Raw genomic sequence first — 13,943 nt, 5'->3', positions numbered from 1 at the left:
AAACCCGCCCCTACCTGCAGAAACGCCTCGATTCGAGGTCGTGCGGGGCAGTCGGTGGGCGACTCGGGCGGGCCTCTCCGCCGCCATTCGTGCAACAGCTCCCCGCGCGGGGTCCCGGTCGCGGCGCGGAGCCGGTGCGGGATCCGGAACGTCCAGGTCCGCGGCGACCCGCGGGCCGCGAGGCCGTTTCCTCACGGGCGTCGTCGTGGCGCCGGGGGCGTCAACTCCGTTGGGGACGGTTTCACCCTGCGCGAGGGTGGGCGCCGGGGGCACGGCGGAGGTTTCCGGCCATGACGGGGTGGGCGGGAGGGGACCGGGGGACCTGCGCGACGGGTGCGGCGCGAGGAGGCCGGGCCGGGCGGCGGGGGCGGCATGCGGGAAACGGGAGCGGGGGCGCAAACCCGTCGTGCGGGATTGACCGAACCACCTCGATCGTCACTTTACGTGGCGTCCTCGATGCATTGCGCTACCGGGTGTGTCGGCTCCGCCGCGGCGCACGGACGTGCGGCCGGACGGCGGCGCACTCCAGCAGCGTCGACTTGAGGGGAAGAACCATGTCCACACCTCCGGCTCCGCTCCGGGTCAACCTGGCCAACGGCAGCTTCGAACAGCCCGCCGTCGCCAGTATGGAATTCCTGCCGGACGCCTCGCAGCCGCAGGCGCCCAAGCACGTTCCGGGCTGGCGCACCACCGCCTCCGACCACCTGATCGAGCTGTGGCACTCGGGCTTCAACGGGGTGCCGGCGGCCGACGGCGCGCAGTTCGCCGAACTCAACGCCAATCAGGTCTCCACGCTCTACCAGGATCTGCCCACCACCCCCGGGACGAAGCTGTACTGGCGGCTGTACCACCGCGGCCGCCAGGGCGAGGACACCATGGCGCTGGACATCGGCGCGCCGGGCGCCGCGGTGCAGCAGCGGCGCTTCACCGACGGCAACACCGCCTGGGGCCACTACACCGGCACCTACACCGTCCCGGCCGGTCAGACGCTGACGCGCTTCGCCTTCCGCTCCGTCTCCGCCGCCGGCGGCAACCAGAGCATCGGCAACTTCCTGGACGGGATCTTCTTCGGCACCGCTCCCCACGTGGTGCTCACCAAGACCGCCGCGCCCACGGGACCGCTGGAGGTGGGCGACGTCATCACGTACCGCGTCAACGCCAGGAACGACGGCGGCGGCGCGGCCGAGAACCTCGTACTGACCGACGGCATCCCGCCGGGCACGACGTACCTGCCCGGCTCCCTGCGCATCGTCGACGGCCCGAACGCCGGGGTGAAGACCGATGCACGGGACGGCGACCAGGCGTACTACGACGCCTCGGCCGACAGGGTCGTCTTCAGACTCGGCAACACCGCCACCACCGGGGAGGGCGGCAGTCTGCCCAACACCGAGACCCTGCCCGGGGGAACCACGGCCGAGTACCGGGTCACCATCGACCGCGCCTCCGGCGGCAGGCAGATCAGGAACACCGCCACCGCCACCTACGAGAACCGGCTCGGCGACGCCCCGGAGCCGCTGACGGCCGTCTCCGACGAACAGGTCACTCAGGTCGATCCGGCCGCGGACCTGTCCGTGGTCAAGGCGGCCGACGCGACCACCGTCACCGTCGGCCAGACGGTGACCTACCGCGTCACCGTGCGCAACGCCGGACCGAACCGGGCCACCGGGGTCACCGTCACCGACCGGCTCCCCGACGGCCTCGTCCTGCTGTCCGCCGACGGGCCCGGGAGCCACGACCCGGCCACCGGCCGGTGGGCCGTGGGCACCCTGGACGTCGGTGCCGGGGCCACCCTCGTGCTGCGCGCCAAGGCCACCGGGCCCGGTCCGGTCGTCAACTCCGCCACGGCCACCGCCGAGGAGAAGGACCCCGACCCCCGCGACAACACCGACACCGTCGTCATCTGCGTCGAGCCGGCCCCGACCTGCTGCGACCCCTGCGCCGACCGGAAGTAGCCGACCGGGATCAGCCGGCCGGAAGCAGCAGTCGCCGGACGGCGCGAGCACCGCGGGCCGCGGACCGCGGACCGGCTCCGGAGAAAGCTTCGGAAACGACTTCGGGGAGTCCGGCCGAAGTGGCCGGACTCCCCGAAGAGAAAGCGGAGGCGGAGGGATTTGAACCCTCGATGGGCTTTAAGACCCAAACCGCATTAGCAGTGCGGCGCCATAGACCGGACTAGGCGACGCCTCCATACACTCCCCGCGCGAGCGCGAGCGGTGTGTGCAGATGATGACACAGCTGAGCGCCGTGTCACCAATCGCCGCCTACGGTACTAGGCATTCGGGCGCGAGGGCAAAGTGCCTGCGGTTGCGCAACGCCGCGGCGTGCGGAGCGTTAGTGAAGGCGGAGGCTCGTCCTCCGGTCGTTCACGTCGTTCCACCGGCACTCCCTTCGAAGTGCACGAGCACAGGAGCCCGCATGCTGCGTCGTCTCGCCCTCACCGCCGTCGTGTCCCTCGCCGTGCTGTCCGCGGCGGCACCGGCCGCGACCGCGGACAGCCGTCCGTTCCCGCTGCCGATTCCGCTGCCCCTGCCCGGACCGGAGGGGGAGGACGGCCCCACCCGGCTGACGATCACGGTCTCGGACTCGGGGGACCCCTCGGCCGAGGGCACCTTCGAGCTGCGGTGCGACCCGGCGGGCGGGACCCACCCGGTGGCGGGGCGGGCATGCGGGCGGCTGGAGGAGCTGGCGGACGAGGGGGAGAACCCGTTCGCCCCGGTGCCCGCGGACATGCCGTGCACCATGCAGTACGGGGGGCCCGCCACCGCCCGCGTCACCGGCACCTGGGACGGGCGGAGCATCGACACGGTCTTCACCCGGACCGACGGCTGCGAGATCTCCCGCTGGAACAACCTGCGGCCGGTGCTCCCCAACGTCCGGTGAGGCGGCCGTCGAATCCGTTCGACGAAACGATCCGATGGATTCGGCGGCTCCGGCGGAACCGATGAGTCCGACGAATCCGGATCCGTTCGAACGGATCCGGAAGATCGACGACGGGGGCGAGTGGACGGGGCCGCTCCGGGTACGGGCCGGGGGACGACCCCGGTGACCAGGGGTTCGTCACCCCGGACGGGCGCGGCGCGCGCCGTGCCGGGGCCATCGGACAGCACACGACGGGCAGGAGTCGTACACCACATGCACAGGTCCTTGGTGAGAGCTCCCCCTCATCCGCCGTCCCCCGCCCCCCGGCTGCCTTTAGACTCGTCCAGTGACAGCCTGCGGCCCGAGGGGCAAGATGGGGCCCGCTGTCGGCAAGGTGCGGTAATCAGGGAGGAAGCGTCGTCGTGAGCAGCAGGCCGTCCCGAGGCACTGCTCGCCTCGCAGCCATACTCGATGCCCTTCCTGACGGGCTGCTGCTCGTCAACTGCAACGGCACCGTCGTCAACGCCAACACCATCGCGCTCGAAATGTTCGAGACGCCGGGCACCGCGCTCGTCGGGCGCGGGCTCCTCGACCTGCTGCCGGAGTTCGACTCCAAGCTGATCCCGGGTTCGATGCGCCTGCCCGAGACGGCCGACGAACGCGGCCGTACGAAGCCGACCCGGATGACCGCGCGCCGGACCGACGGGACCGAGTACCCCGTCGAGGTCACCAGCGCCGGTCTGGAGGACGGGCAGGCCGCGTACAACGACTTCCAGAACGGGTACGGCGGCGGCTACTCGGGCGACGAGCTGCTGATGCTCGTCGTGCGGGACCTGTCGGGCACCGTCGACACCGAGGCGGAGCTGGCCCGTTCGCAGCGGCAGACCGAGATGATCCTGCGCGCCGCGGCCGAGGGCGTCGTCGGCACGGACACGGACGGCCGGGTCGTCCTGGTCAACCCCGCCGCCGCGCAGATACTCGGTTACCGCGCCAGCGACCTGGGCGGCCAGGAGCTGCACCCGCTGATCCTGCACTCGCGGGCGGAGGGCGAGTCGTTCCCGTACGAGGAGTCGCCGCTGGCCGACACCCTCAGGTCCGGGCGCAAGCACCGGGTGCGCGGACAGGTCCTGTGGTCCAAGAGCGGGGCCCGGGTGCCGGTCGACCTGACCACCGCGCCGGTCCGCGACGGGGACCAGCTGGTCGGCGCCGTCATGACGTTCACCGACCGCAGGCCGTACGAGGAGCTCACCGAGCGGCACCGGGCCGAGATCGCCGAGCTGACCGGGAACCACACCGCCGAGATCACCTCGCTCGACGAGCGGCACCGCACGGAACTGGCCGACCGCTCCGAGCGGGCCGCGGCCGAGTTGGAGGCCCGGACCGAGCAGCTGGAGGCGCTGACCGCCCGGCACACCCAGCTCACCGCCGTGCTCGGCGAGTCGCTGCGCGGCCCGCTGGAGGAGCTGCGCGGCGAACTCGCCACGCTCGCCGCCGACCCGGCCGGCCAGCTGTGGCCCGAGGCCAACCAGATCCTGCATCACCTGGCGGCGGGCTACGCCCGGATGACCACGCTCGTCGACAACGTGCTCGGCTACCAGCGCCTGGACGCCGGTGCCGAGAAGCTGGTCAAGTCGAACGTGCTGCTCGACTCGGTCGTGACGGCCGGCATCGACGCGTCCGTCGAGCTGATCGGCCCCGGGCGCGCCCAGTTCGCGGTGCACGCGCCGCCGATCGAGGCCGAGGTGGACGCGGCCCGGCTGGTGACCGCGCTCGCCCACCTGGTCGCGGACGTCGCCGGGGTCGACTCGACCGGCAAGGCCCGCGTGGTGCCGGGCGGCGGCTACGTCGACTCGACGATCGTCGTGGCGGCGGCACAGCGCGGCGAGGTCGTACGGATCGAGGTGCGCGGCCCGTTCGCCGGAGGGGACCCGGTGCACGAGCCGATCGTGCGCGGGATCGTGCGGGCGCACGGCGGCGTGCTCCAGACCCACGAGGTACCGGGGACGAGCGGCAGCGCGTACGTGCTGGAGGTGCCGTTGGGCGCGGGTTCGGGCACGGTGGCGCCGCCCGCTCCCGGACCGGAGGCGGAGGCCGGGCCGCAGGCCGGTGCGCCGGCCGGCGACGGGAGCCCGGAGAGCACGGGGCAGCAGACCGGTGGTGGCCGGCGGCGGGCGCGCCGGGCGTCCACGGACGCGTTCCTGGAGAGCCCGGTGGGCGGTTCCGGTCCGGGCGGCGACACGGCCGCGGCCGAGCCGACCGGGCGGCGCCGGGCCCGTCGCGGCCCCGAGGCGAACGACTCGCAGGGCGGCAACGCCTACGACCCGCAGGAGCTCGCCGCGGCCCAGCAGACCCAGGGGTCGGGGCGCAGGCGGGGACGGCCCAGCCCGGCCGAGAGCGGTGCCCGGATCCCGCTTCCCGCCCAGCTGCTCCAGTCGCCCGAGCCGGGGCAGGAGCCCGGTGCCGGGCAGTCCGGCGGTCAGCAGGCCCCGGGCCAGGCGTTGGCGCTGCCCGCGGCCCCAAGCGCGGTGACGGCGGACGCCGGCGCGCAGGACGGCGACCGTCCGCAGCTCGGCCGGACCGTGCCGCCGCAGGGCGTTCCGGCCGGGGAACAGCTGCCGGAGCAGGCACCGGTGCCGGTGCCGACGGGCAGTCACCGGGCGCGGCACGGCGCGGGGAACCAGCCGGCCCTGCCGGCCGCCGCCCCCGTACCGGTGCGGGCCCCGGGCGCGGACACGGCTCCGGCCCCCGTCTCCCCGGACGCCGCTTCCCCGGCCCCGGTGCCGGACTCCGCGGCCGTTCCGGCGCAGGCTCCCCAGCAGCCGACCGGGCGCAGGGCCCGGCGGGCGCTGGCCTCCGCCCAGGAGCGGTCCGCCCGGAACGGGCCCGCGGAGGCCCGTACGGCGTTCGCGCTCCCGCCCGCGGAGGCCGACCGGTCCCCGTCCGAGGCGGCCGATCCGGACGCCTCGCTGCCCGGACGCCATGACGCCGTGGTTCTCGCACCGGGCGAGGACCACACCCCGCCCCACCCGCACCCCATGCCGACCGGTCGTCGCCGGGCCCGCCGTCCCGAGACCCCCGAGCAGCCGGGGCAGGCCGCCGCCCAGGACGGGCAGGGCGTGGGGCAGCAGGCCCATCCGCCGCAGGGGCCCCAGGGACCCGGCGGCTGGGACGAGGACGACTCCTCCGGCCAGGGTCCGGCCATGCCGGTCGCGCCCGGCGAGCGGTCCGAGGACGCCGTGGCCGCGGCCGACGCCCCCGGGCTCACCACGCACACCACGGGCACCACGGCCGTTCCCGCTCCCGCGGGCGGTGCGGAGGGCCCCTCGCGGGATGCGGCGCCCGTGCAGGACGCGCGCAGGCAGCCGCTGCCCGCGGAGGCCCCGATGCCCGGCGGCTCGTCCGACTCGACGCAGGGGCGCGCGTTCAGCGTGCGGACGCTCGGGCAGGGCGTGCCGTTCGCCCAGCACATCGCGCACCAGCAGAACCAGACGCTCGGCGGTGCCGGGCGGCGCCGCAAGCTCGCCGCCCCGCCGGAGGACGAGCACGCCCCGCAGCCCGTGCCCCCGGCGCAGGGCGCCCCGTCCCAGGCGGCCCAGCCGTCGCCGTCCGTGCCCGCGCCGTCCGCCGGGACGCCGGAGGGTCCGGCCGGGGCCGCGCACGGCCAGGTGCCGGGGCAGCGTCTCGCCGCGCCGGAGGCCGAGGGGCGTTCGTTCGCCATAGGCGCGCCCGACGAGGGCGCCGAGGGACCGGAGCCGCTGGACGGTCCGGGCGGTGCGGTCGAGGTGGCCAACCGGCCGTCCCCGCAGCCGGTCGACGACGAGCTGCCCCCGGAGCCGCTGGACAACCCGCGCCGGCTGCTCGTGTGGCCCGCGCCCGACGTCTCCACCCAGCAGGCACTGAGCGACCGCGGCTACCGGCCGGTGATCGTGCACTCCCGCGAGGAGGTCGACGCCCAGATCGCGGCGTTCCCCGCCGCGCTCTTCGTCGACCCGCTCACCGGCCCCATCACCCGCAAGGCCCTCCAGTCGCTGCGCCAGGCGGCGGTGGCGGCCGAGGTCCCGGTGCTGGTGACGGCCGGTCTGGGGCAGGCCTCGCGGGAGGCGGCGTACGGTGCCGACCCCGCCGTGCTCCTCAAGGCGCTCGCCCCGCGCGACAGCGAGCAGCACCCGTCGCGGGTGCTGCTGATCGAGGAGCACGAGGAGATCGCGGAGGCGCTGACGGAGGCGCTGGAACGGCGCGGCATGCAGGTGGCGCGGGCCGCCACCGACAGCGAGGCGGTATCGCTCGCCGGCCGGATGCGGCCCAACCTGGTGGTGATGGACCTGATGCAGGTGCGCCGCCGCCGGGCCGGCATCATCGACTGGCTGCGCGCCAACGGCCAGTTGAACCGGACCCCGCTGGTCGTCTACACCTCCGCCGACATGTCCGGGTCGGACCTGTCGAACCTCGGCTCGGGCGAGAGCGTCCTCTTCCTGGCCGAGCGCTCCACGAGCGACGAGGTCCAGTCGCGCATCGTCGACCTGCTCGCGAAGATCGGCACGAACTGATCCGGCGGATGCACGGATACGGCGAGGGCGGTACGGGAGATCCCGTACCGCCCTCGCCGCGTTCCGCCGGACGCCGGACCGGCCCCGGCCGGGGCCGGGGCCGGTCGTCGGCGGGTCAGAGCCGGGTGATGTCCAGCTCGCCCTCCGCGTACTGCTTGCGGATCACCTTCTTGTCGAACTTGCCGACGCTGGTCTTCGGCACCGCCGCGATGACCGTCCAGCGCTCCGGCAGCTGCCACTTGGCGATGCCGGACTCGGCGAGGAAGTCCTTCAGCGCCTCGTAGTCGACGTCGGCCCCCTCCTTGAGGACCACGGTCGCGAGCGGGCGCTCGCCCCACTTCTCGTCCGGGACGGCGACGACCGCGGCCTCGGCCACCTCCGGGTGCGCCATCAGGGCGTTCTCCAGCGCGACGCTCGAAATCCACTCGCCGCCGGACTTGATGACGTCCTTGGCCCGGTCGGTGAGGGTGAGGAAGCCGTCCTCGCTGATCACCCCGACGTCGCCGGTCTTCAGCCAGCCGTCCGCGCTGAACTTGTCCGCGGGCCGCAGGTCCTCGCCGTCCGCGCCCCCGTAGTAGGCACCGGCGATCCACGGGCCGCGCACCTCCAGCTCACCGGCCGACTCGTTGTCCCACGGCAGGTGCTCACCGCCGGGGCCGACCAGCCGTGCCTCGACCCCGGCCGGGAAACGGCCCTGGGTGACGCGGTAGGGCCACTCCTGCTCCTCGGTCAGACCGGCGGGCGGGTGGGCCATGGTGCCGAGCGGCGAGGTCTCCGTCATGCCCCACGCATGGCAGACCCGGACGCCGAGCTCGTCGTACGCCTTCATGAGGGAGGGCGGGCACGCGGCGCCGCCGATGGTGACACGGGCCATGGAGGACAGGTCGCGCGGGTTGGCCGTGACCTCGGCGAGCAGACCCTGCCAGATGGTGGGCACCGCGGCGGCGTGGGTCGGTCGTTCGCGCTCTATCATCTCGGCGAGCGGGGCGGGCTGGAGGAAACGGTCCGGCATGAGCATGTTGACGCCGGACATGAACGTCGCGTGCGGCAGGCCCCAGGCGTTCACATGGAACTGGGGGACGACCACCAGCGTGGTGTCCTGGTCCGTCAGCCCCATCGACTCGGCCATGTTGACCTGCATGGAGTGCAGGTAGATGGAGCGGTGGGAGTAGACGACGCCCTTGGGGTCGCCGGTGGTGCCGGAGGTGTAGCACATGGCGGCGGCGCTGCGTTCGTCCAGCTCGGGCCAGTCGTAGGTGGTCGGGCGGCCGGCGATCAGTTCCTCGTAGTCGTGCACCCGGGGCGCCGCGCCGTCCAGGAGGGAACGGTCGCCGGGCCCCGTCACGACCACGTGCTCGACCGACTTCAGGTGGGGGAGCACCGGTGCGAGCAGCGGCAGCAGGGAGCCGTTGACGATGACGACCTTGTCGTCGGCGTGGTTGACGACCCAGATCAGCTGCTCGGCGGGGAGCCTGAGGTTGAGGGTGTGGAGCACCGCGCCCATCGAGGGGATCGCGAGGTACGCCTCGACGTGCTCGGCGTTGTTCCACATGAGGGTGCTGACCCGCTGGTCGTCCCGGACCCCGAGCTCGTCGCGCAGCGCGTTCGCGAGCTGTGTGGCGCGCCGGCCGATCTCGGCGAAGCTGCGCCGCTGCGGCTCGGGTTCGCCGGTCCAGGTCGTCACCTGCGACTTCCCGTGGATGGTCATCCCGTGGGTGAGGATGCGGGTGACAGTCAGCGGTACGTCCTGCATGGTGCTCAGCACGGCGTCCTCCCGTTGGGCGCTACGCGGCAGTAGGGTTTCGCTGATTCTGCGCGCATACCGCGCGGTATGTCACTAGTCCCGGGGGCACGAATCGGTGTCGTTCGGCAAAATCGGCCCGGCCGGGCGCATCGACGTCGCCCCTGGTCACCGGGGGACAGCCCGGTGTGACCGGACCGGGGCCGGTCATCTGACCGGGGCCAGCTCCGGGTCCTGCCGGAGCTTGCCGAGCGCCCGCGAGACGGCGCTCTTCACGGTGCCGACGGACACCCCGAGCACCTCGGCCGTCTGGGCCTCGCTCAGGTCCTCGTAGTAGCGCAGGACGACCATCGCCCGCTGCCGGTCCGGGAGCTTCAGCACGGCCCGCCACATCGCGTCGTGCAACGTCTGCTGCTCGGCCGGGTCGGGGGCCGGGGCGGCCTCCTGCTCGGGCAGTTCGTCGCAGGCGAACTCGTCGACCTTGCGCTTGCGCCATTGCGAGGTCCGGGTGTTGAGCAGCGCCCGGCGCACGTAGCCGTCGAGCGCCCGGTGGTCCTCGATCCGCTCCCAGGCGATGTACGTCTTGGCCAGCGCGGTCTGCAGCAGGTCCTCGGCGTCGCTCGGGTTGGCGGTGAGCGAGCGCGCGGTGCGCAGCAGCACGGGCCCTCTCGCCCGTACGTAGGAGGAGAACGACGGGTACGGGACGTACTGGGGCCGCGAGGCGTACGGGGCGTACGCGCCGTGCGAGGCGTGTGCACCGCCCTGTGACGCGTGCGGGCCGTGGGAGCCCGGCTGGTTGTACGAGCCGTGCCCCGTGCTGTGCGGCGTGTGCACCGGGTACGGCGTGTGCGGCGCACGACCGGTGGCGGCGGCTCCCCCGGAGCCGCCCGTGCAGACTGGCGTGGTCATGGCTCCACGCTAGGAGCGGGCGCAGCCGGGGGGATCGGCCCCAGGTCCCGAAACCGCGTCCCCCTCAGGGTGTAGGGGTGGTGCGGGCCCCACCTCCTGAAGGTGGACCGCCGCCGTAGGGGGATCAGGGGCGTCCCCGAGGTCCGGGCCCGCACCGGGCGGGCCCCGCGGGGTGCTCCTCGCGGGTGCGGGCACGGGTCCCGGGCCGTGTGCGGTCAGTCGTCCGTGCCGAGGATCAGCCCCGAGGTGGGCACGCCGGTACCGGCCGTGACCAGGGTCCTGGCCGCCCCGGCCACCTGGTTCACCGACGAGCCCCGGATCTGCCGGACCGCCTCCGCGATGCCGTTCATCCCGTGCAGGTACGCCTCCCCCAGCTGGCCCCCGTGCGTGTTCAGGGGCAACGCGTCCGCCGCGACGAAGTCCGCGGCCTCGCCCGGCGCGCAGAAGCCGAACTCCTCCAGCTGCATCAGGACGAACGGGGTGAAGTGGTCGTAGAGGATGCCCACGTCGATGTCCGAGGGTGAGAGCCCCGAGCCGCGCCACAGCTGCCGGGCCACCACCCCCATCTCCGGCAGGCCGGTCAGGTCGTCGCGGTGGAAGCTGGTCATCTGCTCCTGCATCCGCCCGGCCCCCTGGGCGGCGGCGACGACCACGGCGGGCGGCCGGCGCAGGTCCCGGGCCCGCTCGGTGCTCGTGACGACGATCGCCTGGCCGCCGTCGGTCTCCTGGCAGCAGTCGAGCAGCCGCAGCGGTTCGACGATCCACCGCGACGCCGCGTGATCGGCCAGGGTGATCGGCTTCCCGTGGAAGTACGCGGCCGGGTTGCGGGCCGCGTGGCGCCGGTCGGTCACCGCGACGTGGCCGAACGCCTCCGGCGTCAGCCCGTACGCGTGCAGATAGCGCGCGGCGGCCATGGCGACCCAGGAGGCGGGCGTGAGCAGCCCGAAGGGGAGGTTCCAGCCGAGCGCCGTGCCCTCCGCGGTGGGTTCCCGGCGCTGCACCCCGGAGCCGAACCTGCGGCCGGAGCGCTCGTTGAACGCGCGGTAGCAGACCACGACGTCGGCCACCCCGCACGCCACGGCCATCGCCGCCTGCTGCACGGTGGCGCAGGCCGCCCCGCCCCCGTAGTGGACGCGGGAGAAGAACGACAGCTCGCCGATCCCGGCCGCCTGGGCGACGGTGATCTCGGGGCTGGTGTCCATGGTGAAGGTGACCAGGCCGTCGACGTCGGCCGGGGTCAGCCCGGCGTCGTCCAGGGCGGCCCGCACCGCCTCGACGGCCAGCTTGAGTTCGCTGCGGCCGGAGTCCTTGGAGAACTCGGTCGCCCCGATGCCCACGACCGCCGCCCTGCCGCCGAGCGAGTCGGCCCTGCGGATGCTCATGCCGCCCCCTCCCGCTCGTTCCGCTCACCCGGAGCCCCTGGAGCCGCCGGAGCCGCCGGAGCTGCCGGAGCTGCCGGAGCCGCCGGAGCTGCCGGAGCTGCCGGAGCTGCCGGAGCTGCCGGGAGGGCGACGGTCACGGTGCCGGTGACGTGCCGTCCGAGCCCGTTCGTGCCGACGACCGCCACCTCGGCCGTCCCGTCCTCCCCCACGGCGGCGACCCTGCCGCTCAGGACCATGGTGTCGCCGGGGTAGTTGGGCACGCCCAGCCTGATGACGACCTTGCGGAGCACGGTCGCGGGGCCGAGGCGGTCGGTGACGTACCGACCCACCAGGCCGTTGGTCGTCAGGATGTTCATGAAGACGTCCGGGGAGCCCTTCCGCCGGGCGGTCTCCGCGTCGTGGTGGACGTCCTGGTAGTCGCGGGAGGCGATGGCGCCCGCCACGATCAGGGTGCGGGTCACCGCGATCTCCAGCGGCGCCAGTTCCTCACCGGCCCTCATTCCGCGTCCTCCTTCGCCAGCGATTCGCCGAGTTCCTGGAGCACCTCGCTGCCGCAGCCCAGGTGGGCGTCGAGCTGCCGGCCCCAGAGGAAGTGGCGGTGCACCGGGTGGTCGAGGTCCGCGCCGGTGCCGCCGTGCAGGTGCTGTCCGGCGTGCACCACCCGCTTGCCCGCCTCCGAGGCCCACCAGGCGGCGGTCAGTGCCTGGCGCCCGTACGGCAGGCCCGCGTCGTGGCGCCAGGCCGCCTCGTACGCGGTGACCCGTATCGCCTCGGTGTCCATGTGGGCGTCGGCGGCTCGCAGCAGGACCCCCTGCTTGGTGGAGAGCGGGCGCCCGAACTGCACCCGGGTGTTCGCGTGGTCGACGGCGCGGGCCAGCGAGCCGGCGCACACCCCCGCCTGGAGCCCGGCGAACGCCGTCCGGCCCGCGGCCAGCACCTCCTCGTACGCCCCGTCCCCGCCGAGCCGCTCCCCGGGCGCCCCGTCCAGCACGAGCCGGGCCGCCGACCACGGCGCCGTGGTCTCCACCGGCTCCGTCGTCACCCAGGGATCACCGGTCCGTACGATCCACAGCCGTCGCCCCGTGTCGGGGACGAGCACGAGGCCGGCGTCCCGCAGCCACGGCACGTACGGCACGCCGCCGCTCAGCCGGCCGTCGGCGTCCGCCCGCACCCCGCCCCGTTCCGGGAACGCCCCGGTGGCGACCGCGCCGCCGTCCCGGAGCATGGGCAGCAGCCGTTCCCGCTGCTCGTCGGTGCCGTGCCGGGCGACGGCGAGCACCCCGTACGCGCAGCTCGCCGCGAACGGCACCTGCGCGGTCGTCCGGCCCTGTTCCTCCAGCAGGAGCACCAGCCCGAGCAGGCCGATCTCCTCGACGGCCGCGACCAGTCCGGCCCCGCAGAGGCTCTTCCACAGCTCGGCGTCCGTGCCCGTACCGGCCCCGGCCAGGCGCTCGGGCGTCGACAGGTCCGTGAAGATCCGCGCCGCCAGCCCCTGCGCGGCGGCCTGTTCGTCGGTGGGTGCGAAATCCATCTCAGCCCTCGTCTCCCCGGAAGACCGGAATCTCCAAGTCCGGGTCCGTGCGCAGGAATTCCAGCCGGACCGGCATGCCCGTGCGCACCTTGTCGTACGGCACGCCGACGACGTTGCCGACCATCCGCACGCCCTCGGCCAGCTCGATCAGCGCCACCGCGTAGGGGCCGCCGCCCTCCTCGTCCGCGAAGGCGGGGAACCGCGGGTGGTGCATCACGACGTGGCTGAAGACGGTGCCCCCGCCGCTCGCCTCGACCGTGTCCCACTCCTGGCCGCCGCACGCGTTGCAGCCGGGCAGCCAGGGGAAGCGCAGGGTTCGGCAGTCCTCGCACCGCTGGATCAGCAGCCGGTGCTCGGCGACGCCCTCCCAGAAGCCGGCGTTGTCGCGGTTGATCACCGGCCGGGGGCGCAGGTGCTTCTCCCGCGACCGCCCCTCCGGTCCCGGCCGGGGTCCCGCCGCGGGTGCGTACTTGAGGATGCGGAAGCGGTGCGTCCCGGCGGGTTCGCCGTCCGCCCGGACGTCCATGCGCGTCGTGACGAAGTACCCCGTCCCCAGCCGGGTCGTCTTCCGCGGCGAGACCGACTCGATCACCGCGTCGAAGGTGATCCGGTCCCCGGGCCGCAGCGGGCGCAGGTACTCCTGCTCGCAGTCGGTCGCGACGACCGAGGTGTACCCGGCGCCGTCGAGCAGCCCGAAGAGCTCCTCGTACGCCGCCGAGCGGTCGGTGTGGCCCGACAGCCCGCCCATCGTCCACGCCTGGAGCATCGTCGGCGGGGCGATCGCGTCCGGCCCCGTGTACGCCGGGTTGCCGTCGCCCATCGCCTCGCACCAGTGCCTGATCATCGGCTCGTTGACCGGGTCCTTGCCGACCCCGGCGGTCGCGGCCGGGCGGCCCTCGAACTCCTTGAGCCGCCCGTGCAGCCCGTCGTGCTCCCGGTCCCCCTCCGGGGGCCGCTCCCGGGACACCCGCTCC

At 74.1% G+C, this 13,943-nt stretch carries 9 protein-coding genes and 1 tRNA gene; 3 read left to right on the top strand and 7 right to left on the bottom strand.

The window, feature by feature from the left end; all coding sequences use genetic code 11:
- Positions 1-554: 554 nt before the first annotated feature.
- Entirely contained in the window at positions 555-1,952 is a 1,398-nt protein-coding gene (locus tag ABZZ04_RS01395; protein ID WP_356930132.1) for a hypothetical protein, read from the top strand.
- Positions 1,953-2,096: 144 nt separating this feature from the next.
- Here ABZZ04_RS01395 and ABZZ04_RS01390 read toward each other — a convergent pair.
- Positions 2,097-2,187, bottom strand: a tRNA-Ser gene (locus ABZZ04_RS01390).
- Positions 2,188-2,415: 228 nt separating this feature from the next.
- On the opposite strand from ABZZ04_RS01390, the gene ABZZ04_RS01385 reads away from it, so the two are divergent.
- Positions 2,416-2,880, top strand: a complete 465-nt coding sequence (locus ABZZ04_RS01385) for an SSI family serine proteinase inhibitor (protein WP_356930131.1) — start codon at positions 2,416-2,418, stop codon at positions 2,878-2,880.
- A 401-nt stretch (positions 2,881-3,281) separates the two neighbouring features.
- Entirely contained in the window at positions 3,282-7,406 is a 4,125-nt protein-coding gene (locus ABZZ04_RS01380; protein WP_356930130.1) for a PAS domain-containing protein, read from the top strand.
- 115 nt (positions 7,407-7,521) lie between these two features.
- Here the strand turns inward: ABZZ04_RS01380 and ABZZ04_RS01375 are convergent, their stop codons facing one another.
- The 6 genes from ABZZ04_RS01375 to ABZZ04_RS01350 form a co-directional block, all read right to left on the bottom strand.
- A complete protein-coding gene (locus tag ABZZ04_RS01375) occupies positions 7,522-9,171 on the bottom strand; it encodes a long-chain fatty acid--CoA ligase (protein ID WP_356930129.1) in 1,650 nt (549 codons plus the stop codon).
- Positions 9,172-9,354: 183 nt separating this feature from the next.
- The gene (locus ABZZ04_RS01370; RefSeq protein ID WP_356930127.1) at positions 9,355-10,056 is read right to left on the bottom strand and encodes a SigE family RNA polymerase sigma factor; all 702 of its coding nucleotides are present in this window, start codon (positions 10,054-10,056) and stop codon (positions 9,355-9,357) included.
- A 215-nt stretch (positions 10,057-10,271) separates the two neighbouring features.
- Complete coding sequence (locus ABZZ04_RS01365) at positions 10,272-11,438, bottom strand: lipid-transfer protein (protein WP_356930126.1); 1,167 nt, start codon at positions 11,436-11,438, stop codon at positions 10,272-10,274.
- Positions 11,435-11,938, bottom strand: coding sequence for a MaoC family dehydratase (locus ABZZ04_RS01360; protein WP_356930125.1), 504 nt, complete (start codon positions 11,936-11,938; stop codon positions 11,435-11,437). Before ABZZ04_RS01360 ends, ABZZ04_RS01365 begins: the two co-directional genes overlap by 4 nt.
- On the bottom strand, positions 11,935-12,969 hold the full coding sequence (locus tag ABZZ04_RS01355) for an acyl-CoA dehydrogenase family protein (protein ID WP_356930124.1): 1,035 nt from the start codon (positions 12,967-12,969) through the stop codon (positions 11,935-11,937). Before ABZZ04_RS01355 ends, ABZZ04_RS01360 begins: the two co-directional genes overlap by 4 nt.
- 1 nt (position 12,970) lies before the next feature.
- Positions 12,971-13,936 carry an OB-fold domain-containing protein gene (locus ABZZ04_RS01350; protein WP_356930251.1) on the bottom strand — a complete coding sequence of 322 codons (966 nt, stop codon included), beginning with the start codon at positions 13,934-13,936 and terminating at the stop codon, positions 12,971-12,973.
- Positions 13,937-13,943 lie beyond the last annotated feature (7 nt).

Source organism: Streptomyces sp. NPDC006435 (assembly GCF_040612315.1).
In the GTDB taxonomy this organism is placed as follows: Bacteria; Actinomycetota; Actinomycetes; order Streptomycetales; family Streptomycetaceae; genus Streptomyces.
Note: the sequence above shows the minus strand (reverse complement) of the source record. Positions and strands in the feature narration are given on the sequence as shown.